28 protein-coding genes are annotated in these 26,744 nt (G+C 44.1%); 11 read left to right on the forward strand and 17 right to left on the reverse strand.

What is annotated here, in order from left to right:
• Positions 1 to 130: 130 nt before the first annotated feature.
• Positions 131 to 1,186, reverse strand: coding sequence for an NAD(P)H-dependent flavin oxidoreductase (locus tag SVI_RS18580; protein WP_013053200.1), 1,056 nt, complete (start codon positions 1,184 to 1,186; stop codon positions 131 to 133).
• A gap of 376 nt (positions 1,187 to 1,562) precedes the next feature.
• Between SVI_RS18580 and SVI_RS18585 the strand changes: the two genes are divergently transcribed.
• Positions 1,563 to 3,518, forward strand: coding sequence for a sulfatase-like hydrolase/transferase (locus SVI_RS18585; protein ID WP_041420093.1), 1,956 nt, complete (start codon positions 1,563 to 1,565; stop codon positions 3,516 to 3,518).
• On the opposite strand, the gene SVI_RS18590 is transcribed toward SVI_RS18585, so the two are convergent.
• Positions 3,467 to 4,879 carry a methyltransferase domain-containing protein gene (locus SVI_RS18590; RefSeq protein ID WP_013053202.1) on the reverse strand — a complete coding sequence of 471 codons (1,413 nt, stop codon included), beginning with the start codon at positions 4,877 to 4,879 and terminating at the stop codon, positions 3,467 to 3,469. The genes SVI_RS18585 and SVI_RS18590 overlap by 52 nt on opposite strands.
• A gap of 136 nt (positions 4,880 to 5,015) precedes the next feature.
• Between SVI_RS18590 and SVI_RS18595 the strand changes: the two genes are divergently transcribed.
• Positions 5,016 to 5,285, forward strand: coding sequence for a hypothetical protein (locus SVI_RS18595; protein ID WP_013053203.1), 270 nt, complete (start codon positions 5,016 to 5,018; stop codon positions 5,283 to 5,285).
• 217 nt (positions 5,286 to 5,502) lie between these two features.
• Here the strand turns inward: SVI_RS18595 and SVI_RS18600 are convergent, their stop codons facing one another.
• The 7 genes from SVI_RS18600 to SVI_RS18630 all read right to left on the reverse strand — a co-directional run bounded on the left by SVI_RS18600 (position 5,503) and on the right by SVI_RS18630 (position 11,424).
• Positions 5,503 to 5,703, reverse strand: coding sequence for a DMT family transporter (locus tag SVI_RS18600; RefSeq protein WP_408005153.1), 201 nt, complete (start codon positions 5,701 to 5,703; stop codon positions 5,503 to 5,505).
• A gap of 105 nt (positions 5,704 to 5,808) precedes the next feature.
• Entirely contained in the window at positions 5,809 to 6,135 is a 327-nt protein-coding gene (locus tag SVI_RS18605; RefSeq protein WP_013053205.1) for a DMT family transporter, read from the reverse strand.
• A gap of 459 nt (positions 6,136 to 6,594) precedes the next feature.
• Complete coding sequence (gene gfa, locus SVI_RS18610) at positions 6,595 to 7,152, reverse strand: S-(hydroxymethyl)glutathione synthase (RefSeq protein ID WP_041420094.1); 558 nt, start codon at positions 7,150 to 7,152, stop codon at positions 6,595 to 6,597.
• Between the two features lie 933 nt (positions 7,153 to 8,085).
• A complete protein-coding gene (locus SVI_RS18615; RefSeq protein ID WP_013053207.1) occupies positions 8,086 to 8,709 on the reverse strand; it encodes a glutathione S-transferase family protein in 624 nt (207 codons plus the stop codon).
• A 12-nt stretch (positions 8,710 to 8,721) separates the two neighbouring features.
• Positions 8,722 to 9,408, reverse strand: coding sequence for a type 1 glutamine amidotransferase domain-containing protein (locus SVI_RS18620; RefSeq protein ID WP_013053208.1), 687 nt, complete (start codon positions 9,406 to 9,408; stop codon positions 8,722 to 8,724).
• Between the two features lie 91 nt (positions 9,409 to 9,499).
• The gene (locus SVI_RS18625; protein WP_013053209.1) at positions 9,500 to 10,657 is read right to left on the reverse strand and encodes an iron-containing alcohol dehydrogenase; all 1,158 of its coding nucleotides are present in this window, start codon (positions 10,655 to 10,657) and stop codon (positions 9,500 to 9,502) included.
• A gap of 164 nt (positions 10,658 to 10,821) precedes the next feature.
• Complete coding sequence (locus tag SVI_RS18630; protein WP_013053210.1) at positions 10,822 to 11,424, reverse strand: TetR/AcrR family transcriptional regulator; 603 nt, start codon at positions 11,422 to 11,424, stop codon at positions 10,822 to 10,824.
• A 304-nt stretch (positions 11,425 to 11,728) separates the two neighbouring features.
• Here SVI_RS18630 and SVI_RS18635 point away from each other — a divergent pair, with 304 nt between their 5' ends.
• From SVI_RS18635 to SVI_RS18655, 6 genes are all read left to right on the forward strand, one after another.
• Positions 11,729 to 13,252, forward strand: coding sequence for a YifB family Mg chelatase-like AAA ATPase (locus SVI_RS18635; protein WP_013053211.1), 1,524 nt, complete (start codon positions 11,729 to 11,731; stop codon positions 13,250 to 13,252).
• 274 nt (positions 13,253 to 13,526) lie between these two features.
• Positions 13,527 to 14,432, forward strand: a complete 906-nt coding sequence (locus SVI_RS18640; RefSeq protein WP_013053212.1) for an acyltransferase — start codon at positions 13,527 to 13,529, stop codon at positions 14,430 to 14,432.
• Between the two features lie 7 nt (positions 14,433 to 14,439).
• On the forward strand, positions 14,440 to 15,384 hold the full coding sequence (locus SVI_RS18645) for an acyltransferase (protein ID WP_013053213.1): 945 nt from the start codon (positions 14,440 to 14,442) through the stop codon (positions 15,382 to 15,384).
• 117 nt (positions 15,385 to 15,501) lie between these two features.
• On the forward strand, positions 15,502 to 15,696 hold the full coding sequence (locus SVI_RS18650; protein WP_041420095.1) for a hypothetical protein: 195 nt from the start codon (positions 15,502 to 15,504) through the stop codon (positions 15,694 to 15,696).
• Positions 15,697 to 15,813: 117 nt separating this feature from the next.
• Complete coding sequence (locus SVI_RS21625; RefSeq protein ID WP_231847751.1) at positions 15,814 to 15,990, forward strand: hypothetical protein; 177 nt, start codon at positions 15,814 to 15,816, stop codon at positions 15,988 to 15,990.
• Positions 15,991 to 16,486: 496 nt separating this feature from the next.
• Complete coding sequence (locus tag SVI_RS18655) at positions 16,487 to 16,900, forward strand: hypothetical protein (RefSeq protein WP_013053217.1); 414 nt, start codon at positions 16,487 to 16,489, stop codon at positions 16,898 to 16,900.
• 108 nt (positions 16,901 to 17,008) lie between these two features.
• On the opposite strand, the gene SVI_RS18660 is transcribed toward SVI_RS18655, so the two are convergent.
• Both SVI_RS18660 and SVI_RS18665 read right to left on the reverse strand, forming a co-directional pair.
• Positions 17,009 to 18,097, reverse strand: coding sequence for a branched-chain amino acid aminotransferase (locus tag SVI_RS18660; RefSeq protein WP_013053218.1), 1,089 nt, complete (start codon positions 18,095 to 18,097; stop codon positions 17,009 to 17,011).
• Positions 18,098 to 18,278: 181 nt separating this feature from the next.
• Positions 18,279 to 19,640: an esterase/lipase family protein gene (locus tag SVI_RS18665; protein WP_013053219.1), complete on the reverse strand. Its 1,362-nt coding sequence runs from the start codon at positions 19,638 to 19,640 to the stop codon at positions 18,279 to 18,281.
• Between the two features lie 476 nt (positions 19,641 to 20,116).
• On the opposite strand from SVI_RS18665, the gene SVI_RS18670 reads away from it, so the two are divergent.
• Positions 20,117 to 20,725, forward strand: coding sequence for an outer membrane beta-barrel protein (locus SVI_RS18670; RefSeq protein WP_013053220.1), 609 nt, complete (start codon positions 20,117 to 20,119; stop codon positions 20,723 to 20,725).
• Between the two features lie 603 nt (positions 20,726 to 21,328).
• Positions 21,329 to 21,532 carry a cell division protein ZapB gene (locus tag SVI_RS18675; protein WP_013053221.1) on the forward strand — a complete coding sequence of 68 codons (204 nt, stop codon included), beginning with the start codon at positions 21,329 to 21,331 and terminating at the stop codon, positions 21,530 to 21,532.
• Positions 21,533 to 21,580: 48 nt separating this feature from the next.
• Here the strand turns inward: SVI_RS18675 and SVI_RS18680 are convergent, their stop codons facing one another.
• From SVI_RS18680 to SVI_RS18705, 6 genes are all read right to left on the reverse strand, one after another.
• The gene (locus SVI_RS18680) at positions 21,581 to 21,793 is read right to left on the reverse strand and encodes a DUF1107 domain-containing protein (RefSeq protein ID WP_013053222.1); all 213 of its coding nucleotides are present in this window, start codon (positions 21,791 to 21,793) and stop codon (positions 21,581 to 21,583) included.
• Between the two features lie 594 nt (positions 21,794 to 22,387).
• Positions 22,388 to 22,999 (reverse strand): thiol:disulfide interchange protein DsbA/DsbL, encoded by a 612-nt coding sequence (locus SVI_RS18685; RefSeq protein WP_041420096.1) that lies wholly within the window; start codon positions 22,997 to 22,999, stop codon positions 22,388 to 22,390.
• Between the two features lie 134 nt (positions 23,000 to 23,133).
• Positions 23,134 to 24,138 (reverse strand): serine/threonine protein kinase, encoded by a 1,005-nt coding sequence (locus tag SVI_RS18690; protein ID WP_013053226.1) that lies wholly within the window; start codon positions 24,136 to 24,138, stop codon positions 23,134 to 23,136.
• Positions 24,135 to 24,428 (reverse strand): DUF3630 family protein, encoded by a 294-nt coding sequence (locus SVI_RS18695; protein WP_013053227.1) that lies wholly within the window; start codon positions 24,426 to 24,428, stop codon positions 24,135 to 24,137. Before SVI_RS18695 ends, SVI_RS18690 begins: the two co-directional genes overlap by 4 nt.
• A 132-nt stretch (positions 24,429 to 24,560) precedes the next feature.
• A complete protein-coding gene (locus tag SVI_RS18700) occupies positions 24,561 to 24,860 on the reverse strand; it encodes a hypothetical protein (RefSeq protein ID WP_041420097.1) in 300 nt (99 codons plus the stop codon).
• 101 nt (positions 24,861 to 24,961) lie between these two features.
• Positions 24,962 to 25,879, reverse strand: a complete 918-nt coding sequence (locus tag SVI_RS18705; protein WP_013053230.1) for a hypothetical protein — start codon at positions 25,877 to 25,879, stop codon at positions 24,962 to 24,964.
• Positions 25,880 to 26,234: 355 nt separating this feature from the next.
• Here SVI_RS18705 and SVI_RS18710 point away from each other — a divergent pair, with 355 nt between their 5' ends.
• Positions 26,235 to 26,630 carry a nitrous oxide-stimulated promoter family protein gene (locus tag SVI_RS18710; RefSeq protein WP_013053231.1) on the forward strand — a complete coding sequence of 132 codons (396 nt, stop codon included), beginning with the start codon at positions 26,235 to 26,237 and terminating at the stop codon, positions 26,628 to 26,630.
• The last annotated feature ends 114 nt before the right edge of the window (positions 26,631 to 26,744 follow it).

The following is a 26,744-nucleotide window of genomic DNA, read 5'->3' on the forward strand; positions in this document are numbered from 1 at the left end:
TGGTCGGGTGTGGGTTGAAGACCCACGATTTTAGTTATTAGACGAAGTCTAATTATAAAGCCCAAGCGCAGCTTGGTTATCTAATACATTTACCAACTTTGGGTAAGTCAAAGTAGCTGACGAAGTTTAACTATACTTCCACACCTCTGGCTAACTCTAAGGTGAGTTCCGCTGCGGAGATCTCTTTGCAGCCAATGGTATTTTGGCCACACCATAGTGGAGAAAAATCGCTAGAGCCTTGGGCTTCGGCTGCTTGTCTGATGGCTGTTATCGCAGTGGCGGCGTGGGGGAATTCTGGGACTAGTTCGCTTATGGGGCCAAGCTCTTGTATGACCCGGTTGACGATGCCACGGGCCGGTTTGCCAGAAAACAAGTTGGTGATGACGGTTTTATGTGAGCGGTTACTCTTGATGGCTTGCCTGTGTAGCGTGCTAGTGTTGGTTTCATCACACAGCAGATAAGCGGTGCCGACTTGCACCGCCGCGGCGCCGAGTGAGAGAGCCGCGCTAACGTCTTTGGCATCGCTGATGCCGCCTGTCGCTATCACTGGCAGGCTGACTCGCGCCAGTATTTGTTGCAGCAGTGAGTAGGTACTCACCTGCAGACCAAGCTCCTGTGACAGGAACATGCCCCTGTGACCACCAGCTTCCAAGCCTTGAGCTATGATGCCGTCGACGCCATTGGCTTCTAACCACAGGGCTTCCTCCAGAGTCGTCGCAGTGCTTAGCACAGTCGCGCCCCAGGCTTTCACCCGTGCGAGCAGGGCTTTTTCCGGCAGACCGAAGTGGAAGCTCACCACTTGAGGTCGAAACTCCTCCAGAATATCTGCGACGGTATCGCTGAATGGTTGGCGGCTAGGCCCCTCGGGCAATGCCTTGCTGTCGATGGAACTGTCGATGGAATACTCTCTAAAATAGGGTGCTAAGGTCTTGCGCCAAATCGCATCACGCTCGACGTTAAATTCGGCTGGTTGATGACTGAAAAAATTCACATTGATGGGAGCTTGGGTTTGCGACTGAATATGGCTCAATTCTGCCCTCAAGGCATCGTGACTGAGCATGGCACATGGAATGGAGCCCAGAGCGCCGACTGAAGAGACCGCCAATGCCAGTTTACTGTTCTGAACCCCGGCCATCGGGGCCTGAATAATGGGTAAATCTACACCTAAGAGCTCTTGTATACGCATAGTGTCGCTACTCCCTTTCAGCTTATATGAATGAACTTAAGTATCGAGTTCCGTTTGAAGTTCCAGTATAAAGGCCCGCAGTTAATTAACTGCTACGCCACTCTAATCTTCTTACCCCTTACCTCCCCCCCAAATTTAGTAACTCCAATTTAGTGCCCCCTATTTAGTGACCTCTATTTAATGACCCCAGTTTAAAGAAAAAGATGAGTTAGGTGATCGAATTAAACTGAAATGAGTGACCGCAATCGCCGCAATTCCCATACAGAAAACAGCTTAAATTGCCGATGGTCAGCTTTCATTTGATATCCAACTATACTTGTATGCTAAATAAGCACAGATATTGATGTCTCTATATGGCAATACATTAAGGGATAAAATGAAGCAAGCTCAAAGTAACAACATCAGATTCTTAGGTAGCTTATTGGTGTTAACCGGGTTGAGTTGTTATTTTTATTATTTAATGGAATGGTTATTCTTCCTCTCCAGGCCCTCCATGTTGAGCTATTTGACCCTAACCGAAAACCTGACCTTACTCTTCAACGCTCCTTTACCACTGATATTAATCGCCTTACCTGCTGTCAGTATAATGAGCTTGTTACCTGCTATATTCTCTATCAAAAATGGGGGTGTTAAGGCTCTTGTGGACAAGGTCCCCTATGTTATCCCTGCTATTATCCTGACCTGTACGGCATTTTTAATGCTAGATAATTTCTCCTATACCATGTTCGGTATCGCCTCTCATTCAGCGTCAACATTAGCGTCAACATTAGCGTCTCAGAGTTACTATTGGATTATGATTGCGCTAGTTTTAATCTATTTCATGGGGAAACTAGCCCATAATAACTCCAGAGGCGGAATAATTAGCAGGTATATCAGACACCTATTTCATATAATGTTGGTATTGCTAGGTCTGTCATTTTTATCCCTCGCGGTATCCTATCATCGACCACTAGCAACAGAATCAGGAGTGAAGCTTCCGCCAATAAGGGATGATTTTCCCAATATTATCTTCTTCGCTGCCGACGGCGTGAATAGCGCTAACATGTCCATCTATGGTTATGAGCGGATAACCACACCATTTATGGACAGCATCGCCCATGAAAGCCTTGTCTATATGAACCATTGGACTAACTCAGCTAAAACAACGGGCGCTGTAGGCTCGCTATTAAGTGGCAAATATCCAACCCGTACCAAGGTTGTTTTCCGGCCCGATACTTTTTCCGGAAAAGATATGTTCCAGCATTTCCCAGGGATACTAAAAGAGCTAGGTTATTATAATATTGATATCAGTCTGAGGCATTATATCGATTCTAAAGATCTAAACATGCGTAACGCGTTCGACTACGCTAATCATAGGCTATTGAATAATAACTACTCTTTGGTAAGTGGTTTCTTTCTTTTACGTTGGCCCAGCTCTGTTCAGTTTATCGAAGACAACTGGCAGCGGCTCTTTCAACGTCTGGCACACCTAAGCGGCTATGCGACTATGTTTAATCCACATCAGTTGGTTAATCAAGGCGAGAAAGTTCCAGCTCACCGATCAGATGTTGATCGTATTAATCAATTAAAACACCAGATATTACATGCTCCTAAACCATTTTTTGCCAACGTTCACTTACTCGGTTCACATGGGAAAAAATTTGATTATGAGAAACCCATTTTCACCAAAACCAAGGAGCAAGCCGACCACTGGATGCTTGATCATTATGACAATGCCATCTATCAATGGGATGCATATATCCGAGAAATATATCAACTGTTAGACGACTTGGGTGAGCTGGATAATACCCTACTGATATTCAGCAGTGACCATGGAAAACGCCATAAAATAAATGAAACTTTACCCTTAATCATACGTTATCCAAATCAAGAGCATACAGGTTCAGTAACACTAGCATCCCAGCGAATGGATATTGCACCAACAGTTTTATCCTATCTAGGAGTCACACCACCGCAATGGATGGACGGTCACAGCCTGCTATCACGAAGTAAAGAAGCCTATCCAATATTTATCGTGAGCGCTGCAAAGCAGCAATTAATCGTTCCGGGAAAATGGAAGGTTTCAGCTAATTTAATTCCACCTTTTTACTCTCTGGGTACTATATCCATGGCATATTGTGGCATCTTGTACTCTGTGGATATAAACAATAGTCATCATCCCTTACTGTCCTACCAAAGGGTTCACGCTAAAACTGCCACCTGTCCAGCTGTGGATCTAGAGCCTGAGTTAGCGTATGGCATGATATTCACCCACCTCAAAGATATGGGATACGATATCGCTCAACTTAACCTTGATTCCCGCTTAAGGAAGTACAGCGTACGATTGGAATGAGGCACCTTGTCTTTACTCGCTATGGTAAAGCATCCCTGTAAAGCCAGCTCAAAGCCTTGCTCATGATAGTCAGGAAATATATCTTCTCGGGTTGATAGCAGATGCTCCACTTGCGAATCACTTTTGGGAACAAATTCGATGATCAAGCAATCAGTGACTAACTTGTGTAGCAGGGCAATAATTTTCTTCAGTGGTACATTGTTGCTTATCGCTAGGTGATGTATCAGTGCTAAGGCGATAATCACTTCGAATTTCCCACGGCACACAAACGAGTTACGCTCCTCATTGCCCCAGCCTAACGAGGGTGACGGATTAAAAAGATCCAACACCAGGGGCAGTATCTTAGTATCACCTTCCGCTCTAGCCTTGAGATAATTCTGTTCAACCGCTAGCTCATCAACATCGAATGATACAACCCTATGTGAATACTGACTCGCCAGGCGACTAAAGTGTCCATTGTTGGCGCCAAGGTCACCTAACAGCGATATTGGTTTGCCGATTTTTTTAAGGTAACTTTCGATGAGATCTTGCTTACCTTGCATAGACGTTTGGGAGTAGTTGGTATTTTCATAATAGTTCCCCCACTCGGTATTAGCCGATGCCCATCGCAAGCCTTCGACATAGGACTTCAAATTCGAGATCAGCGCATCGAGTTTGCTGATGCCCATTTTCGCACTCACTTTCTCCATACGCTGGCTGCCACTGACTCCACTCCCACTGTAGTGAGATTGCATTTTTGCATGCAGATGAATATGCGACAGCGCATTGAAGCTAAACCAAGTGCGTAATGGCAGCAAGCGACTAGCCAGATCCAGTGGTATTCCGTCGATATAGAGTTCAGCCATACGCCCCAATCGATGATCACAGTATTTTTTTAACAATAAAGGTGCCAAAAAGTGTTGGCAAAACTGACGGTATGCAACCCAAGGACCTTGTCGATATTGGGTAAATGAAAGCGTGTCGATAAGAACCGGTCTACCTTGGTAAAATTGAATATTAAACGCACTTGCATCTTTGAGTGTAAAACCAAAATCTAAGGCTAATAATTGAATATCTAAAGTCAGCTTAGCTGCATCTTGGAGCTGGCTGAAACTCCACTCATATGGATAGGTAAGATAGGGAATGAAAACGGGTTTAATGACTTTATACAGGTTCTCCCGACAATATTCATCTAGGCTCACCTCCTCATGGTCGACAATATAGCCTTTATTGACAAGCGCTTGATGCAGACCACTGTCAACATAAGCATCAAATTCTTCTTTATATGAGGAGTTAACCTGTCGATACAAACTACCTTGCTTACTGAAGATAAAACCACTGCTATCCCGGAACGAAGCCCTATCTACCTCAATACCATCCATAAAAAAGAACTCACTATTTAATAAGATAAATAATCTATTACACACGAGTATAGCTGATTGGCAATTTGCTCAATGGCAAATGCCTGACTATTATTTAGTCACACCTGTCGACTTGTTTGCAGCTCTGGAGTTCACCATGGAACACCACCAGATTGGGATAAAAATTATTTCCTTAGCCTTGTTGGCTACGCTAAGTCTCCCAGCCTATGCTTATTTGGACCCAGGCACTGGGAGTATAATTTTTCAGGCCATCATAGCTTCTGTCGTAATGGGATTTGCCACTATAAGACTCTGGTGGGATAAATTTATCAGCCTCTTCAATTCACGTAAAAGCGATAAGGAATCTAAAAAACAAAGCAGCGAAAGTGAAGAGATCGTAATAACCGATAAAGAAAATAAAAGCTAAATAAATAAATAAGCTAATGAGCTCTAAGAAAGATCATAAAGGGGTCGGAGCGAATTAGCTTCTGCTCCATTCAAATTTTGCTACCCACTACAGCATTCCCAGCAATGAAACCTGCCGATTTATATGCGCTAGAATCTTTATATATTTTTGGATCATTTGGTCAAAGTAAATACTCTCTCGCAGTGCCACCTAAGTGTGCAAAAAAGTTTCGCACGAATTAATGACTGTGCCCCTGAGAGAAATTAATCATCATGACACCAGCAGCCACTAGCCCCATGCCAATCCAAGCCGTTAAATCTAGATGTTGGCGATAAAACACAGCCGATAACAGGGTAACGGCCACAATAGCTAAGCCAGCCCACAGCGCATGCACCACACCGACAGGCATGCCCTTCATGGCTTGACTCAGAAAGATCATTTGGTCAGAGCAAATACTCTCTCGCAGTGCCACCTAAGTGTGCAAAAAAGTATTCGCACTCATTTAATGACTGTGCCCCTGTATGTAAAAAAGTATTCGCACTCATTAGTGACTGTGCCCCTGAGAGATATTAATCATCATGACACCAGCAGCCACTAGCCCCATGCCAATCCAAGCCGTTAAATCTAGATGTTGGCGATAAAACACAGCCGATAACAGGGTAACAGTCACAATAGCTAAGCCAGCCCACAGCGCATGCACCACACCGACAGGCATGCCCTTCATGGCTTGCCCTAAAAAAATAAATGCCACCAAATGCCCAACGATCACCATTACAGCAGGCAAGGGTTTGCTAAAACCATCGGTTGCCTTTAGCGCCACATGAGATAATGCTTCGGCCATTACACCCAGTAAAAGAAAGATCCAACTCATAATGTAAGCCTTAATGTGAAGTGGTCAGCAGGCTAAGCCCGCGGCCTAGATAGTGATAGTGATTTTGTGCGGTTATTATATTCATAATCATTCAGATGATAATCTAGCTAAATAACAAATTACTTTTACGCCTTGGTAATAATGATTATGCCATTGTGAGTGAGCAAGACGCTGTAAATATGTCCATATCGGCTCAGGTAAGCATCCCAGTTCTAAAAGAGTGCAGTGCCTAATAAGTAGCAGTAGCTGCTTTGGGCTGACGAGCTGTATATCGCAGGAATGTCATAAGCAACCCGCTATGGAGGGGAGCTCGGCGTGCAATGAACCACAGGTGTTAAAATCTGATACTGACTGACAGGCAAGAGTTAAGTAACTATAATTAAAAGCAAAAAAGCGCCGAAGCGCTTTTTTATGACATCCACTATGCCTATATAACCGGCATAGATTAATCATGATGTCTTATTTATTATTCGCTACATGAGTGGAAATTATATCCATCAATACTGGAGATAGGCAGTCATATGACGTCAGTCCCAAATCAGTTAATGTTGCGCGAACATCCTCCATAGCTTCAGGTGCAGTACCTGACTCAATGATTGAAGAGACAAATGCAGCGAATTCAGGTGCTGACCAACCTTGCTGCTTAGATAGCTCTGTATGCACAAAATCTAAACCGTAGAAAGGATGCCCAGTGTTTTCGATTCTGCCATACATATGAGTACCGCATTCTTTACAAGCATGGCGCTGAATTGCTGCCGACTCATCGACAATCTGCAATTTATCCCCATTGGCAGTCACATTGACTTTATTTTTGTCGACCACGGCTATTTGAGCAAACAAGGCACCTTCTGGCTTCCAGCATTTACTGCAACCACAGGCATGGTTGTGTGCAACTTGCGCCGACACAGCCACTTCTACTTGATGATGTGAACACTGGCATTGCAATAAGCCACCGGAAAAATTTTCAGCCGTTGCTATGGTGCCATTATCGATCTGGGGGTGAATTAAGGTTTTAATAGTGATTACTCCAAAATGAAGCTAAACCTTGCTCGACAAGGCTTAGCTGCGCTATTTTTATAGCTTGATTAAAAATATTGAGAATATCTTGGCGCTAGCCTTTCTAGGGTTAGTTAGAAAACACGCGCCCTTAAATTAAATAAAAACTAGCAGTCTGTTTAGATCATCTGTAACTACTGAATACTTAGGCTGGATGCCAGCTTAGTCATTCGATGGCAGTGATTATATTCCTTACAAATAAACTGATAATCCCAATTATTAGCAATTCACTTTTTACAGTCAGTAATAATAAACTTCACTAATTGTCCCGATTTAGTGATAGATAGGATGCATTAGCGGTTTTAAATGATATTTAATTTTAAATTGCCATTAGTCAAAATTGGATAATAATTGGAAGGTTTTCCGATAAAGGGGTCAATAAAAGGGTCGGAGCGAATTAGCGTCTGCTCCATGCAAATTTTGCTAGCCGTTACGGCATTCCTAGCAATGAAACCTGCCGATTCATATGCACTAGAATCTCTCTGATAGCCTGCTGGTTAAATAATTCCCCAATATGGCGTAGCTATAAGCAATGAACGAGAAGCATGGTGAATATGGCGTAGCTATAAGCAATGAACGAGAAGCATGGTGAATATGGCGTAGCCATAAGCAATGAACGAGAAGCAAGGTGAATATGGCACCGCCATAAGCTCATGAACGAGAAGCATGGATGCTGAACTGGCATTTTTATATGGACATAATTGGCTGAACAGGCTTTGTAAATGGACTTGCATACCGAGTATGGGAGTGGGATTCCACGACTTACTCGGCTACAAGAGATGAGTGAGGCAATCACTCATCTCAAGTTGTTAGATGGAATCTAACCATAAAGCTCAAGCGCAGCTTGGTTATCTAACTAGCCAACACCCTTTGCCAGCTTCGGGGGAATCAAAGCTAAGATGCATCGAGCTCGGCTTCGATCTCAACCGACTTTAACCAATGAGGATTCTGGCTTAATAGCGCTCCATAGCGTTCGATATTTGGATACAGGTCAAATTCGCCATTGTTTTGCACTATCTCTACGATAAAGGACATCATGATGTCCGCACCGCTGAGCTTGCCACCGATTAAATAGGTTTTATCTTCGAGCATATCATTGAAATAACTCAGTACCTTCTCCACTTCCACCTTGGCATAACCTTCGAGGAAGTTAGTGGTGCAGCCATCTTTTTCGACGAACATGCGCAATAACAGCGGCAATATTGCCGAACTTTCGGCGAAGTGGAGCCATTGTAGGTAATGGATATGCTCTTGGCTGTCACGAGCAGGGGCTAAGCTATCGGCCGCGAAACGCTCGATCAAATACTCGGTGATCGCACCAGACTCGGCAATAACCTGACCGTCTAACTCGATAACGGGAGACTTGCCCAGTGCATGGATCTGCTTAAGCTCAGCGGGTGCCAGAAAAGTCTGGCTGTCACGTTGATAACTCTTGATCTCATAAGCCTGACCCAGCTCTTCCAGTAACCAGATGATACGTTTAGAACGTGACTTATTCAGGTGGTGTAAAGTGATCATAATCAGTCTCCTTTAACGGTTAAGTTGCGCCATCATGGCATGGGCTACCGCATCTGATGATGCTGGGTTTTGACCCGTGATTAAGTTGCCGTCGGTGACAATAAAGCTCGCCCAGTCATCGCCTTTCACATAAGTGCCGCCCTGCTGTTGCAGCATATCTTCTACTAAGAAAGGCACTATATCTGTCAGCTGCACCGCATCTTCTTCTGAATTACTGAAGCCAGTGACTTGCTTACCAGCGACTAATGGCTTGCCATCAACCCCTTTAGTATGCAGTAGCGCCGCAGGTGAATGACACACTAGTCCAAGCGTCTTGCCTGACTGATGGAAGGCTTCAATCAAGGCGATAGAGTCTTTATCTTCGGCCAGATCCCATAATGGACCATGACCACCTGGATAAAATACCGCGTCATAGTCATCGGCTTTAATAGTATTTAACACTTGTGTGTTAGCCAGTAGCGCCTGAGATTCTGCGTCTTTAGCGAATCTATGTGTCGATGCAGTTTGAAAGTCGACTTCATCACTTTTAGGATCCAGTGGCGGCTGGCCACCTAAAGGAGATGCCAGTGTTATGGCATATCCCTTATCTTTAAATGCATAGAAAGGCGCGGCAAACTCTTCTAACCAGAAGCCTGTCTTAAGGCCAGTATCGCCGAGTTTGTCGTGAGAAGTCAGTACCATAAGAATGTTCATTATCAACCCTTAATATTTAAAAATGATGTCATACCAAAAGGTATTAGTCGTTAGCCTAATAAGCCGCACTGCACGGCTTGAAATTCATGCAAATAAGTTATAGCGCTAAGGTTAAAATATCGCGACTCATAGCGAGGTCGATATTCTCATGTTCACCCAGTGCCACCATGCCGTGCGCTTCTAATTGCGCGACGACCACATCGACATCTTGTTTGCCTAAATCGTAATCCGAGAGGCGGGTCCCGATACCCATGGCCTCGAAGAAGGCGCGGGTCTTAGTGATAGCGAGATCAATTTTTTCATCATCGCTACCTTGTTCTAAGTGCCAAACACGATGAGCAAACTGCAATAATTTTTCACGCTTAGCCTCTTTTGTCAGCGTCAGTAATGAAGGCAGAATGACGGCTAAGGTGCGGGCATGATCCATGTTATATAGGGCCGTAAGTTCGTGGCCTATCATATGCGTCGCCCAATCTTGGGGAACACCGCTGCCTATGGTACCATTGAGCGCCGTCGTGGCGACCCACATCAAGTTGGCACGTATGTCATAGTCATCTGGGTTTACGAGAACCTGAGGACCTAGCTCTATCAGGGTTTGCAGTAAACCTTCGGCTATTCTGTCTTGCACCGCGGCATTCACCGGATATGTCAGATATTGCTCTGTGATGTGCACGAAAGCATCGACGACTCCGTTAGCGACCTGACGTTCAGGCAAGGTATAGGTCTTAGTAGGATCCAATATCGAAAACTGCGGATACACAAGATCGTTACGGAATGGCAATTTAGCCTTGAGTGACTTACGGGTCACCACACTGGCATTATTCATCTCACTGCCGGTAGCGGGCAGAGTTAACACAGTGCCAAAAGGCATAGCCTGAGTGACATTCGCCCCCCACTTAAGCAAGATATCCCAGGGCTCGCCGTCAAAAACAGCCGCTGCAGCGACAAACTTAGTACCGTCAATCACAGAGCCGCCGCCCACAGCCAGTAAGAAGTCTATTTTCTCTGCTTTGACCACTTCGACCGCCCGCATCAAGGTCTCATAAGTTGGGTTAGGCTCAATCCCAGCAAACTCAACCAGTTCACGTTGACCCAAGGCCTGCTTAACTTCGTCTAAGGTGCCGGTTTTTCTGGCACTGTTTCCGCCAAATAGCACCAAGACCTTGGCACCCTGTGGGACTAACTTATCCAGCTCACTAATTTTTCCCTCGCCAAAACTGATGCGGGTTGGGTTGTAGTAATCAAAATTTAACATGGCATTGCCTCACATTAATCATCTTGTTTTAACTCTTCTATTGTCTAATAAGAACAGACGAATAGACCAGTCGTCTAGAGTTTATTGAAAAAAATCCCCGCGTACCTTAAACAGATAGGCGGGAGTATTAAATCGAGTAGTATTAACATTATTCGTGTTATGAACTAGGCTGTCGGCTTTGGCCCTAGGACAGATTCAGTTGTTTGTATGGCTCTGTCGAGAGCATCCGAACTATGACCCAACTTGTTCATTAAGCTGGCCCCTAACCACATGTGATACAACATTTCTGCTGTAGATTGTGGATCTTGCTTGGCGATGGAACCATCTTTAACCCCAGCGGCAATACAAGTCGTCAGGCGCTGAATTACTCCGCCAGAGCCTTTGAGTAATGCCAGGCGCATGGCCTCAGACAAGTCGGCGACTTCAGCGCTGAGTTTAACCACCAGGCACTTCTGCTCGACACAGCCTTGGGTCTGTACAGACTGCCATCTCTGCCAGTAAGTCATCATACGTGCGTAACCGCTCAGGCTAGTATTACTAAACAGGCTATCGAGCTCAGCTTTATAACCTTCGAAGTAGGCTTGGATAAGCGCTTCACCGAATTGCTCTTTCGATTTGAAATAGTGGTAGAAGGAGCCCTTTGGCACCTCTGCCGCTTGCAGCAGTTGCGACAATCCCATACAGGAAAAGCCCTTGGCGACGATCAGCTTGTAGCCGATATCGAGAATATGCTGGCGAGTGGATTGTGTCGGTGATTCTGTTTTCATAGGCAGCGAGTCTACGGCAAATTAGACCAGTCGTCTAGTCCCGAATTAAATTGCTTACAGCGCACTTGAATAACGGCTAACCCTAGCTAATCTTTTAATTACTGAATCCCTTAATATTAGAACGATAGATGACTAGCGAAACTCACATTCCATTATGAAGGGCAATAATCTGCTCCATGAGTTTACCTGCTACACTCATTACAGCACCTAATATACTGATTAAACACTTAAACTAAATCGTTCAGAATAGATCACTCAAGCAGTGACTTGAATAAGCAGCTTAGCTAAACAAAAGGATTTGTTTATGGCCATCGCCTGTGTCGCTACCAGAGCCAACAAGGGAGTCGATGCCCCAGCCGTTACCGTCGAAGTTCATCTCAGTAATGGTTTACCCGCATTCAACCTCGTAGGCTTGCCAGAAACTTCGGTCAAGGAAGCCAAAGAGCGAGTTCGCAGCGCAATTATTAACGCAGGATTCGAGTTCCCCATGCGCCGCATCACAGTCAATCTGGCACCGGCAGATCTCCCCAAACAAGGCGGGCGTTACGATCTGCCCATTGCCATCGGCATTCTGGCTGCATCGAAACAAATCCCCAAGCAGGCAGTTAAAGATCATGAGTTTATTGGAGAGCTGGCCCTCTCTGGTCACATAAGGCATTGCCCGGGATTGCTGCCTGTTATCGTTGAGGCGCAAAAACAAGATACCCATCTGGTGATCCCCTTGGATAACCGAGCAGATGCCGAACTAGTGGGTTTCAATAAGGTTTATTTTGCCACCCACCTGCAAGGTTTAAGCGAATACCTCCACGGACAGACGAGATTGCCGGGTATAGAGCCGGGACTGGAATGGATACAAGCACCAGATATCGACACTCATCTCTGCTTTAGCGATGTAATAGGTCAATACCAGGCCAAGCTCGGCTTAGAAATTGCTGCAGCCGGTAACCATAACTTGCTCTTACTAGGGCCACCAGGCACAGGCAAGAGCATGCTTGCCAATCGTTTAATGCAGCTGTTGCCACCACTCAACTACGATGAGGCTCTGGAAGTCGCCACCTTACACTCGGTAGCGGGTCAATCTATCGACCCAAAATCTTTTTACAAGCGTCCCTTTCGCAATCCCCATCACACTAGCTCGGCGGTCTCTTTGGTTGGCGGCGGCACTTATCCTAAACCAGGTGAGATATCTCTGGCTCACAGGGGCGTGCTCTTTCTTGACGAAGTGGCCGAATTTCCTCGAAAAGTCCTCGACTGCCTGCGTGAACCCATGGAAAGTGGCGAGGTGGTTATCTCCCGCGCCGCGGCTAAGCTTAAATTTTTAAGTCGCTTTCAGCTGATAGCGGCGATGAATCCTAGCCCATGTGGCGATATCGATAACGCCAGAGCTACGCCAGATCAGATACAAAGATACCTGTCTCGCTTATCCGGTCCCTTCTTGGATAGGTTCGATCTCACCATAGAGGTCCCTCGCCTCCCCGCCGGAGCCTTAACCAAACCAGAGCCATCGGCAGAAACCAGCGCTTCCATTGCTCAACGCGTTAAAATGGCCAGAGAGTCACAACTGGCCCGAGCAGGCGTACTCAATAGCGACTTAACCGGCAAGCAACTTAAACAGCTAGGTCATTTTAAACAAGCCGATCTACTTTTTCTGGAGATGAGCATCAACAAGCTTGGCTTGTCGGTAAGAAGCTATCATCGCTTACAAAGAGTCGCCCGCACCATTGCCGACTTACACCAGAGTGTGACTGTAGAGCGTAGACACATAGCCCAAGCCTTGGGATACAGAGCCATGGACCGACTACTGCATAGCTTAAAGGCCCAATATTAATCTTATACTGCCAGCTTAACTTCATTGATCGTCATAAGTGACTAGCTCCAACCTTGATCAGGATAATAACTCCTGCATTATTCAAGCTTCACCTATCACCTTATATGGGCTCATACTTGCTGAATCTAGCCTCTATTTAGCCCTATATCGACAGCATCAACCCCAGCATAAAGGGCTTTAAACGTCAGCGACACTGAGTCAGTTCCTCTGGATTTATTACATAATTAATGCAATTGGTATAATATAGGCCACCAATTTTGTCAGTGAATACCAAGTGGGTAGAGTTTTGTCATTAATCAGAGGCTGTCTGGCATTCGTGTGCACTCTAGCGAATACCATTTTCTGGGTACTTCCTATCATCATATTTAGCCCGATTAAACTCATACCGATCCCTGTGATCAGCGACACCTGCTCTAGCTTGCTAGACAGCTGCGCCACTGCCTGGATCACCATCAACGGCGTGATAGAACGTATTATCCATCCAGTAAATGTGCACATCCATAGCAATGCAGAACTTTCACCGAAAGAGTGGTACATGGTCATCGCCAATCACCAATCTTGGGTCGATATTTTAATTTTACAGCGAGTACTGAACCATAAAATCCCCTTCTTAAAGTTCTTCCTCAAGAAGGAGCTGATCTTTGTGCCATTCTTGGGATTAGCCTGGTGGGCATTAGATTTTCCTTTCATGCGCCGCTACAGCACGGCACAACTGAGAAAGAACCCTAAGCTTAGGGGAAAAGATATCGAAATTACCCGTAAGGCCTGTGCTAAGTTTAAGTCTAAGCCTGTTAGTGTGATGAATTTTGTCGAAGGTACACGCTTTAAAGCCGACAAACATAGGAAACAAAATTCACAGTTTAAACACCTGCTTAAGCCTAAGGCGGGCGGCCTGGCATTCGCGCTCTCGGCTATGGGTGAGCATATTCACAAGTTGGTCGACGTCTCTATCTATTATCCTGAGAAAGTGCCAACTTTTTGGGAATACATCAGTGGCCAAGTAAAAGAAGTTCATGTACATATCAGCGTGTCGGAGATCCCAACGGCGATGCGTGGTGACTATATGAAAGATCGTAAATTTAAAATTGCTTTTCAGGAGCAGCTTAATCAACTTTGGCTAGATAAAGATAAAACCCTTGACCTATTAGCCCAGAAAAAACCTGCAAATCCAAAGGGATAACTTCAAAATGTTAAATTTCTTACCAGGTTCAGTGCTCTATTTTATTAGCTCACTGCTATTGATCATCAATACCACCATCTGGGCTGGGTTGATCAGTCTTGGTGGAATCATTAAGTTACTCGTTCCTTTTACTGCGGGACGCGACCTGCTCACTAAGCTGATGAATCGCTTTATGTGGGCTTGGGCTACTGGCAACGGCGGCATACTCCACCTGCTTGCCGATATAGAGTGGGACATAGAAGGTCTGGAGAACCTGGATGAAAACGCCTGGTATCTACTCATCAGTAACCACTTGAGCGGTTTAGATATTGCGGTACAAACCTATGTATTGCGCAATAATATCCCTATGCTTAAGTTTTTCCTCAAGCGTGAATTGATGTACATTCCGTTTATAGGTCTGGGCTGCTGGGCCTTAGACATGCCATTTATGAGCCGCACCAGTCCGGCCAAATTGAAGAAAAACCCTAAGCTTAAAGGCAAAGATCTTATCTCTACTAAACGCGCCTGTGAGAAGTTTAAGACCATGCCCACCTCTATCATCAACTATGTGGAAGGCAGTCGCTTTACAAAAGAGAAGCATAGACGTCAAGACTCTCCCTACCGATACCTGTTACGCCCTAAGGCTGGCGGTATAGCCTTCACGTTATCGGCCATGGGTGAACAGTTTACCAACCTACTAAACATCACCTTGGTCTATCCTGAGGCGAAAGACGACCCCCTGTCGGAAGTCATGCACGGTAAGATCAAGAAGATAGTCATGAGAATTGAAGTTCTTCCGGTTCCTGAAGTCGATAACCTGCGCTACTTTTCTGAGCCTAAATACCGTGTCGATTTCCAGCGTTGGTTAAATCAAGCCTGGGAAGAGAAAGATGAGCAGATCCATCAGTTGATGATTAAGCATGGTGCAGTTAAGACTGACTCGAGCAAAGGACAAAACCAGCCCCTCATATAAGAACAAATAACCTCCTCAGCTCAAGTTAGCTAGCTTAAATACAACTAGGTCTATCCTGAGGCGAAAGACGAGCCTCAGTCTGCGGAAGTCATGCACGGTAAGATCAAGAAGATAGTCATGAGAATTGAAGTTCTTCCGGTTCTTGAAGTCGATAACCTGCGCTACTTTTCTGAGCCTAAATACCGTGTCGATTTCCAGCGTTGGTTAAATCAAGCCTGGGAAGAGAAAGATGAGCAGATCCACCAGTTGATGATTAAGCATGGTGCAGTTAAGACTGACTCGAGCAAAGGACAAAACCAGCCCCTCATATAAGAACAAATAACCTCCTCAGCTCAAGTTAGCTAGCTTAAATACAACTAGGTCTATCCTGAGGCGAAAGACGAGCCTCAGTCTGCGGAAGTCATGCACGGTAAGATCAAGAAGATAGTCATGAGAATTGAAGTTCTTCCGGTTCTTGAAGTCGATAACCTGCGCTACTTTTCTGAGCCTAAATACCGTGTCGATTTCCAGCGTTGGTTAAATCAAGCCTGGGAAGAGAAAGATGAGCAGATCCACCAGTTGATGATTAAGCATGGTGCAGTTAAGACTGACTCAAGCAAAGGATAAACCCAGTTCCTGAAGTCGATAACCTAGGCTACTTTTCTGAGCCTAAATACCGTGTCGATTTCCTGCCTTGGTTAAATCAGGCCAGGGAAGAGAAAGATGAGCAGATCCATCAGTTGATGATTAAGCATGGTGCAGTTAAGACTGACTCGAGTAAGAGATAACCTACGCTGATGTTATATGGAAGTGGACCTTACCGCTTCCATGTTACTTAGGTATGATTTCCCCACCTTCGAACATTTAGCTCAAAATACCAGCAGAACAATATTACTTACATAAAACTGGTCGCCTGTTTACCCTCACATTTTTCACCTTGAGTACGTCCGCCAAAGCCAGCAATAACGAGTTAATTTGCTTCTGTCAGTAGTATAAACTCTATAAAACAGTCAAGTTTAAATATGCCTGCCGAATAATCCAACTGGATTTGTGACTCAAAAGTTATTACCTTATATTCGCGTTTGCTGAATTTCTCAGCAAGATAAATATAAGAAATGTATTGATGAATATTGCAAATTTATCAGGGAAGAATTTTTCGCTCAGGCTTAGAAGCATCTTAGTCTGTATTGCTATACTGCTCACAGGATGTAGCAGCTTATCGGCACCCATATCCAACTCATCTCAAGTACTGCATGTCAGTGTCACTGAGCTCAGTCAATATTGGATTGTAAAAGGCGGCGCTCTGGACTGGTCAATACTGTTCCCAGAGCAAACAGTAACTAGCGACTTTACCGCTAACCTTGTGATTAATTCTCAGGGGAAAATACAGCTGATAGATCTAACTCAGCAATCTGGCAGCTTTAAAATTGACGAACATAAGCTCGACGTTTTTTCCCGTCAGAGCTTTATTCCCACCAAGAACAATCACACCAATCAAGCTGTCTCTGTCACCGTAGAAATCATACAGAACCAATAATTAGACCGCTACACCTAAGGGTATAATACCAATCGGTATAAACCCGGACACAAAAAAGGCGCTTTAGGCGCCTTTTTTAATATTTCGATTTATCAGCTTTAACTGGGATTAGATTTGGCGATTAACCAGCTGCATCCAGCCATTAGGCCCTTCAATCTTACCCTTCTGGATATCGGTTAATACCTGGTAAATACGACGGGTATTCTTGCCCACATGGCCATCACCCACAGTGACAACACGATTATCTTCGAAGATATATGAACCAACAGGTGACACCACGGCCGCGGTGCCGAAGCCTCCCGCCTCGATAATCTCACCAGATTCGATATCTGCGATGAACTTATCTAACATCACAGTCTCCTGACGCACTTCACAACCCAATAGCTCGCCTAGCTCCAGAATCGACACTGAGGTGATCGACTTGAGGATAGTATCGGTAAACGTAGGAATAATCACAGTGCCATCTTTAAGCACGTGGAAGTGATTCATAGCGCCAACTTCTTCGATCTGCTTGTTGCTGGCATCTAGATACAAGACTTGAGCGGCGCCGTATTCGGCTGCAGCCTTACCCGCTTTCAATGAGGCGGCGTAGTTACCCGCAGCCTTAGATGCACCTGTACCACCGGAAACTGCACGATGAAAACGCTCACTGATCAGTAAACGAATAGCCTTATCGAACCCGTCTGAATAATAGGGACCACTCGGACTCAGAATGACACAGAAGGTGTACTCTTCACTCGGGCTCACCGACAATCTGTCTTCGGTGGCGAAGATAAACGGACGAATATAGAGACAGGCATCTTCCTGCATCGGAAACCAGAGTCTATCGACATCGATAAGCGCATTGATGCCGGCTAACTGTAGCTCTTCATCTATCGCTGGGATACAGAGGATGTCCGCTGAACGATTGAGACGCTCGGCATTCTTATTTAAACGAAAGGTATAAATTTCCTCGTCATCGTGTCTGAATGCCTTAGCACCTTCGAACACAGATTGGCCGTAGTGTAGGGCTATGGCGCCGGGGGCAATTTGAAAAGGTCCGTAAGGTACGACTCTTGGATCATGCCACTCCCCATTACGATAATCCATTAGAAACATATGATCGGTTCTGAGATTACCGAAGCCCACATTTTCTTTAGGCTCGAACTGTTCAGTGCGGCGCTCAGACGCAGGTTTTAAATTATAGTTTATTTGCATTGCATACCACCTTGATTACTGAATAAGCAGACTATGGAGGAGAGGCACTAAAGTCAAGCAGAATGGGGACTGTGATTAACATCACAGTGTTTGAAATATGTAAAAAAAATCAGCCTCAATTAGAGAACAAATAACACTCGAACCTAAGTCTGCCACCGCTAATAACACCTTAGCCCATAGCTTAATCTTTCTGCATCCCTTGAAGAGATTCAAAACTAGCAGTTTCATCTGTATTAGCTAAGGTAAAGGTCTCCTGATGGATATGGCGCTTCAACACTATATCTAGCAGTGTGGTCTGATCAGCTTTAATTAACCGACTCACTTGATTAGCTTCACTATGATATTCGGCAGTTCGATAATAACTAAATCCTGTATCTGGCCTGGGAACAATTTTAACACCTACCTTACCCTCAGCCACCGAGTGTAATTTTTTGGTATCCAGATAAAGTGTCACGCAATTGCCGTTATGACTATTTTTTTGCTTATCCAGCATAAAACCCTTAGGTAACTTGCCAGGATGAAAATCTGGGCCACTGAGCAGGTATAGATCGAAATCCGTCACCTTATGGCCAAGATCATCCGAGACCCGCACCACTAACATGCTATGACGTCGCTTTTTCTTTACCTTATCAGTACGCAGTTTCATCGCCTTAGAAGCGTCCGCGTATTGGCTGTTATTTCCAACAGATAAACAGTCCAGTATCGAAGATACCACTCTCTTCTTACTGGCATTTTTTCGCGTCACTGATGCCATGATGCCCATAGTGTCCTGACTATGACTGGCTTTGGGAATTATCTCGAATGCACACTCCTGAAGCGGAACTTGATAGTCATCCAGAGTCAATCGGCTCACACAATCACCTTCGAATCCCATGCAAGTGAGCAAGGGGTCCTGAATCAAGCGTATATGAGTGAAGTTCATATTTGCGGCGGCGCTTCTCACTACGCCGTCGGAGCCTGGCTCGGCGGTATAGCTATTCATATAATCATACAAACTGGGATCTATGGTCTCGCCAGTGAGCACAAAAGGGAAAATGCCTAGGTCACTAACACTGTACTTTAGCCAATTGAGGTTCAATCTATGTTGACCATCACTGCCAAGCTCAAGCCAGTCGAGCACCCGCTGACCCGGCTCTACGCCATCGAACCAGGCTTTGAGGCGGCCAACCCTAGACTTACCTATCTGAGCTAAAGCCGAGCCATGATTGGCAGGTGCCAGCATGATTAGATGCTTTAGCGGGGCAGTTTCCAATTGAGTCTGGCCATAATATCTATCCAGCCAAGCACGGATCACAGGTCCACCCGTAGAGTGAGTGATCACAGAAAAATAGTCATCACCCAGCTCTCGCTTGCGCGCAGCTTCGAACGCTATAGCAATATCTTCCAATGTGACTTGATCGTTGAAGCTGATATAGCGGCCAAGATAGAGATGCTGAATATCCAACTCGAGTTCAGGTGCTGCCAAGTTAATTAAGGCTTGGGGCAAGTCACCATAGGTATCTGTATTGGTAACGCTCCAACCGTGTACAAAGACCAGCTTCATAATAAGCCCCAATTAAGCTAAATATCAGCGCCTTAATATATCAATATCTTTCTTGATTTCAAATTCTATCTCTATTTAGAAATAAAACCGCCAAATTCATTAAATCTCATCAGAAGATTAATAATGAAAATATCAGCAGCCACTTAAGCATTTTCATTGAGATATAGCAGTTAGACTCAAGTCTTTAATAGATAAATAGATAGATAAACAAATAGAGCACAGTTAAAAACACCACCTCATAGCTAGTAACTAAACACACTATAAATCAGTCACATAGATATTAGCTGCAAAGGTTTTTCATTACTATATTTCACTCTGAATTTTAATTCGGTTATTCCATTCAGTTATCGTTCAGGCAGATCCAACTAGTATGCCCTCAACGAAAACCAAGTGACTGAAATTTAAGTCGCTTAAATCTAAGTCACTGAATGTAAGTTACTTAAATTTGAGTCACAAATAATCAGAGAGTGAGCATAATGAAAACCAAACTTTTAGTACTAACAGCAGTAATCGTCACAGCAATGTCAGCACCTACTATGGCAGCAGACTGGTTTATCGGTGGTGGCGTAGGTGCACAGCAGAACAACTATAAATCATCGTCAACAAAATCGAGTGATACTTTGAAAGTTGCGCCTATCACTACAAATACAAGCGAAAAAGAGAACAATGAGTTTTACGAAGTTCGTGGTGGTGCTTACCTCAACGATAATAATCGTATCTACAGCACTTACTCATATAACTCTGACGACTTCACTAAACAGCAGAGCCTGCTGCTATCTTATGACTATCTAATCGGCTTAGGCGTGAATAACAAGCTTAACTGGTTTATAGGTGCCACGGCTGGTGTTAATCACGTAAGTCCTGATACTCAAGACTTAAGCTCTAAGAATAGCTTCATCTGGGGTGGTCAAACAGGTTTTATGTACAAGATCAGTGACAAGTTGAGCACAGAGCTTGGTTATCGTTACCTGACACAGAATACTGATTTTACCAGTAAGTTCTCCGATGAGAAGTACACTACAACATTTACCGATTCACTGGATAATTCTCAGCAAGTTTATCTAGCTGTCGATTATCGCTTCTAAGCAAGTATTTTAAGAAAAAAAGCCCCATGTGGGCTTTTTTTTCGTCTGTATTTCCCACATAAGAAGACTAGGAGTACTTATCATTAGATTGTGGCATTCATGATTATCTAGCACGGGAAAGTATAAATTCTGATTCCTGAACCTTGAGTTAACAGAGTCAGAAACGGTGACAGGAACTGGGCTCAATATAGAAACACCCTAAGATAAGCTCAATAGCTGATATTCAGGCTAAGCATTAAGGGGCTGGAAACTATCTTCATTAGACTCATTAGCATCACTTGCACGCCAATAGCTAAATCGACCAGCTTAAGCAGAATAATAATCTAGACCGATAATCCGCTTATCAAACCGCTAATTTTAGGTAAGAATCAAGCAAATGAATAGCCAATGAAAATCCAGCTAGAGTGGCAAGCAGTCAACAACAAGCTAGCTTATCTCGTTAAAAAACGACCATTTCACCAACCCTATGGTAACAAGTGCAAATAAAAGCCTTTTTCTGTCTATTTTCAGCGACTTTTTTCATCAATCAGCATAATTAACTATTCACTACAGTCCTTGCACTGATAGAATAATCACACCATCTAGAAACTATTAGGACTCTCTATGAGCCTTGAACTACTGTCCAAGCTGGAGACAAAAATCCAAGCAGCACTTGAAACTATCGAGCTATTAAGAATGGAGCTTGAAGACGAGAAGCAGAAAGGCATTAGTCTAGCTGACAGAAACCAACAGCTGAGCCAAGATCTTAATGCTTGGACTGAAAAAGTCACCGGACTCGTTGGCTTGCTCAATGAAGAAGTGAGCTAGCACAGAGAATCAAACTCTCTGTACTGTTTATATAGCATAAGCGAAGATTTAAGCCATCTTCGCTTCGCTAGTTTGAGCTTCGATTAATTCATTCAACTCTATGATGGCTTGTTTTACTTGCGGTAAGCTCTTCCTTGGCAATAAAAATCTCCCTTTCTCAAATTCTAAACGACCTAAGTCCTTTACCCAGATCACTCCAGATAAAAAAATACGCGCATGTTTCACGATAATCTTTGGTGCATAGATAGGAAAAACTCTCACATAGCCTCCTTGTTATAAGTGTTTACTGACCGCAGTAGTATTTATTTAGATTCGACTCTGAGTTGGACAGATGTTTTACCATGAGAGTTGCATTAATAAATGTTTTTTTTTGTAACTATTTGAAACAGTATCTTTAGCGATAAAACTTGTTCTTGTCTATCAGACCTATAGCTAACAATTAATTTTAAAATGTCGCTTGCCAATAAATTGACACCCTGCTAGATTAGCTTGGTTACTCAGGGTAAAACTGAGCCCTATGGCTCGATAGCCGTATTTCTTGCGACCAAGAAATGCGGTTTTTTTTTGCCTAAATTTAAGCTAACTCTTGTCTATAGCAGCCTATAACTAAACTTTTCATATAAGCATATGTCATTCAGGCATGCTTATGACCGGGATCCATATTTTAGCAGTAAGACTGAATTCAGGCAGAGAAAGTTGCGAGTTTTAAGCTGTAAGGTCCAAGAAAGAGCTAAGAAGGCTGCAAGTATTCAAGCTAAAGCATCAATCGGCATAGCTCCTTATTAAAAGAAGCCAGACACAAAAAAAGGAGCCATAGGCTCCTTTTCGATAAAACGTATGACTGCTGAAATAAGCTTATTTCATTGAAGTCAGGTAGTATGCGATGTCGAGAAGCTCGTCATAAGACTTGATAGCGCCAGTCTCAACACGATACTTACCATTCACCACTAAAGCTGGTACGCCTGAGATTTTGGCATTGGTAGTAGCATGCTTCATCTGTGACATCTGTGCGCTGACCATAAATGAATCTGCTGCCGCGTCGAATGTCTTGCCTTCCACGCCATTTTCAATAAATAGCTTACGCACATCATCACGGCTGGTGAAATGTTGCTTCTTCTCATGAATCGCTGCGAAAATTGCCTTCTCTATCTTATCTTCCACTTTAAGCTGATGAGCAACGGCGAAAGCACGAGACATCTCGACACCCATCTCTCTGCCGATAAAGTCCACATGGTTCTGCTTAAATACCACACCTTCAGGAAGGTTAGCCTTAATTTTAGGTACTTCAGTCTTAGCAAAATTGTAGCAATGGCCACAATAGAATGAGAAAAACTCGGCAATTTCAGGTTTAGCTGTCGCAGGCCCCTGATTGATCACTGTGTAGTGAACGCCCTCTTTATAATCTACAGCCATGGCAGCCATAGGCGCCATTAATAGAGCTAGGGCAATCAATAATGCTTTTTTCATGATGATTCCTTTTTGCGCGTTGCGCAGCATGATCTTAATAATTTGGAGAATAACATAATGCTCTTTCGAGTGTATCTCAAGAGCATTAGTTCATTTTTCTGTTACAAAGTGAGAGCTCAAGCCAGTTACTAGACTCAATAGCCTGGAATCAAGCTCAATGCAGGCTCGTTCAGGATTGCCAATTGCTCCTTAAACGAGAGGATCTGCTGTTCCCAATATCTCTCCTCTGCATACCAGGGGAAGTTCATCGGAAACGCCGGATCTTCCCAGCGACGACTGAGCCAAGCATTATAGTGCAACATGCGCATAGCTCTTAATGGCTCTATCAGCCTTAGCTCTTTAGCATCAAACTCACAAAACTCTTCGTAAGCTTCCAGCAAGATCTCTAACTGAAGTTGCTTCTGTGAACTGTCACCTGTGATCATCATCCACAAGTCTTGAATTGCCGGGCCTGTGCGGGCATCGTCGAGATCGACAAATCCAGGGCCATCGGGAGTCCACAAGATATTACCCGGATGAAGATCCCCATGTAAACGTATATGCTTAGGACTCTGCTGATTCCATATCTCTTTTGACTTCTCCAACACCTGTTCGACAATCGTGAAATAGGGCAATACTAAGGATGATGGTACGTGGCCCGACTCCTTCAACCAAAGCAGAGACTCATCCCCTAAGACTTGAGGGTTGATGAGATCCCTATGGGCAAACTTCCCCTGCTTGGAATATTGATGGATACGACCAATGAAACGTCCAGTAGCCTCTAACTGCTCTAAGTTATCCACCTCAAACGCACGACCGCCTATAGAGGGAAACAGGGCAAACCTGAAACCTTTATACTCATGCAATGAGCGTTCATTGATGATCAGCGGCGTCGCAATCGGTATCTCTTCATCAAATAACGACTGAGAAAAGTCATGCTCTTCCTGGATCTGAGCATTACTCCATCGCTCCGGGCGATAAAACTTCACTACATAACGCACACCGTTATCACAACGAAATTGATAAACACGATTCTCATAACTATTGAGTGCTAATAATCCTGTCTCAGGAAATATATCTAGGCTTTCGATTGCATCTAAGATTAGGTCTGGGGTTAACGCCTGATAATGAAAACCAGATCCTGTTTGTGCTTGGCTCATAATAATCTCCTCAACAAGCTCGCTAAATACTCTAGCACCTCTACTTCATCTTCAGCCTCGACACTGAGCCAGCAGATTTCAGCATAAAACTCATAATTGAGCTGTATCAGGGTTCCTTCAAATGTGAGCAACCATTGATGCCTATCGGCTCCATCATGACGCTCTATGACCCTAGCATCCATGGCCGCCGCTAGCGGCTCAGCAAAAAGATCAAACTGATCAAAATCGATTTTTGCTTGTATAGACAAACTTTTCGCTACTGGATCTAGTTGTAATGATTCTAACTTCATTAATATTGTCTCTGTAAAAACGGATAAAGAGCAACTGGGTAAATAGGCTTAGGGGATTGGGCAGCATGTAAGACTGCGACCTCAAAATAAAAACCAGTTAACACTTCTCGATTCCGGCGTAGATTAACGGCATCAGAATGCCAGTTTATCTACAAATTCCTTGCAACTTAATGCCTTACCTTGAGTCGTGACACACTGAAAACCACATTGATAGCGCCCTTCACCCGAATCACTAACCCTAACCATGCCAGCTCCCTTCATCAGGCACTGATCGACTTCGGCATAATAACCTGAGATGTGCTCACTTTGCACTGCTCCCTGAGGGATCTCTCTAGTGTCGGCATAATAGAATAAAGTCCACTCTGGGCTTTGCGTGCAAGCGGCCAAAGATGAACATAAGAGCCCCAATAAAACTAACCGGCTAAACCCCATAAACACTCCATAAATGCCCTTAAAAGTTAACCACAACCAATAAAAAAGGCGAAACTCAGTTCGCCTATTTTACACTTGTTATCCCCTTTAGGGTAAACGAGTTACTTCAATGATTTAGCCTTTGCCTTGCCGATGCGGGTGATACGCCCTTCGAAGCCAGTTTTTGTGCCATCGCTCAAGCCATACTCTATGGCTTTACGACAAACATCTATAGCGCAATCAAACTCTCCACAATCATTGAGTAGAGTAGATAAGTGCATAAAACCTACCCCCTTGTACAATTCAGGCGACTCGAACACAGCAAAAAGTGACAAATAATATGGTGATAATGACGCGCCGTATTCACAGTACTGAATTTGCTTACGTTGCTTGTAACACTCGGCAATAACAGCCTGTAACCCAGTATGCTTTATCGTATTATCCGATGCCTCACGGTATTCAGATAACGCCAGAGTCAGCTGCTCGTTTGCCCAAGACTCATCTGTGACCGCAATCATAGCGACTTCAGCCTCTTCATCAGCTTCTGTATTAGCCTCTGATTCAGCTTTAACCTCTGACTCAGCTTTAGCCTCTGATTCAGCTTTAGACTCTGACTCAGCTTTAGCCTCTGACTCAGCTTTAGCCTCTGACTCAGCTTTAGCCTCTGATTCAGCTTTAGCCTCTGACTCAGCTTTAGCCTCTGACTCAGCTTTAGACTCAGATTCAGCTGCTTCAGCTAGCTCTGACTCAGAAGTTGTAAGCTCAGACTCTTCGAGAGTATCTTTTTCCCCAAAGGTTAGCCCTTCAACGACTGATTTTGCCGCTGCAATATTTTCAGACTCGGTGCTCTCTATGGCTTGTTCAGCAATGACTTCATCAGCACGTTCTTCGACAACAGGCTCATCAGCCTTAGGTTCATCGAAGATCTCTTTTTCAGCAGGCATACTGCTTTGATCTTGTTCATCTTCCGCCAGTCTTTTAGCGCGTTTATACAGATAAATGCCTAAAGCAACTAGCAAAATAATGGCTATATATTTCATTGTCGTCCACCAGTGATTGACCTCAACCTTGTATCAGGTTGCATGTTTCCTATCCGTGTACAGATAGTAACCGATATTGTTAATTCTCTCGCTATAAATTAAGTCTTATATCTCTATTTTTGATAATTTACTTAATTTACAGTCCAGAGCCACTATTCTCGCAGTAATTTATGTTTATTAACACTAGCTTAAGATGAAAAATAATTAAAATTCCAAGCCTGTATCACACTTTTTTGTGCGCCTCTTCATAGTTTAGACGACCCATTTTGAGTCGCACTCTATTGAAGCGATATAATAACCAAGTAGAGCACTAAGGTACTGCTATTTAATAATCGATAGCCTTGGGAGATTGGGTATGGAAAATTCAGAGCTACTTAGAGGAAAGTTACTTCGCGAATATCAGACCATAGCAGCCATGGTCGAAATATATTGTAAGGCCCATAAACATGATGCTAAGCCCATGTCAGCCTGCCCTGAGTGCCTAGAATTTCTCGCCTATGCCCACACCAAGCTTGACCGTTGTCCATACGGACAAGATAAACCAAGCTGTAAAAAGTGTCCGGTTCATTGCTACAAGCCCCAGATGAAAGATAAGGCACGGGAGATAATGGTATTCGCGGGTCCAAAGATGCTATTTCCCCATCCGATTATGGCAATACGGCATTTATTATCCGCTAGAGATCTGGTTCCGAATAAGCCTCCGGCCAACCAATCGAACCGCCACCTAAGAAAGCTGGGAGAAAACCAATAGCTCAACTCTGTCATATACCCGCTTCGCCAGACTCGGACCTGCTGTCCCTTGCAGGATTAATATTCAATTCTTGGCTTGATGATATCGCCATCGAATCATCAACTAGCAGTTAAC

The sequence above is a fragment of the Shewanella violacea DSS12 genome, from assembly GCF_000091325.1.
Lineage (GTDB): Bacteria > Pseudomonadota > Gammaproteobacteria > Enterobacterales > Shewanellaceae > Shewanella > Shewanella violacea.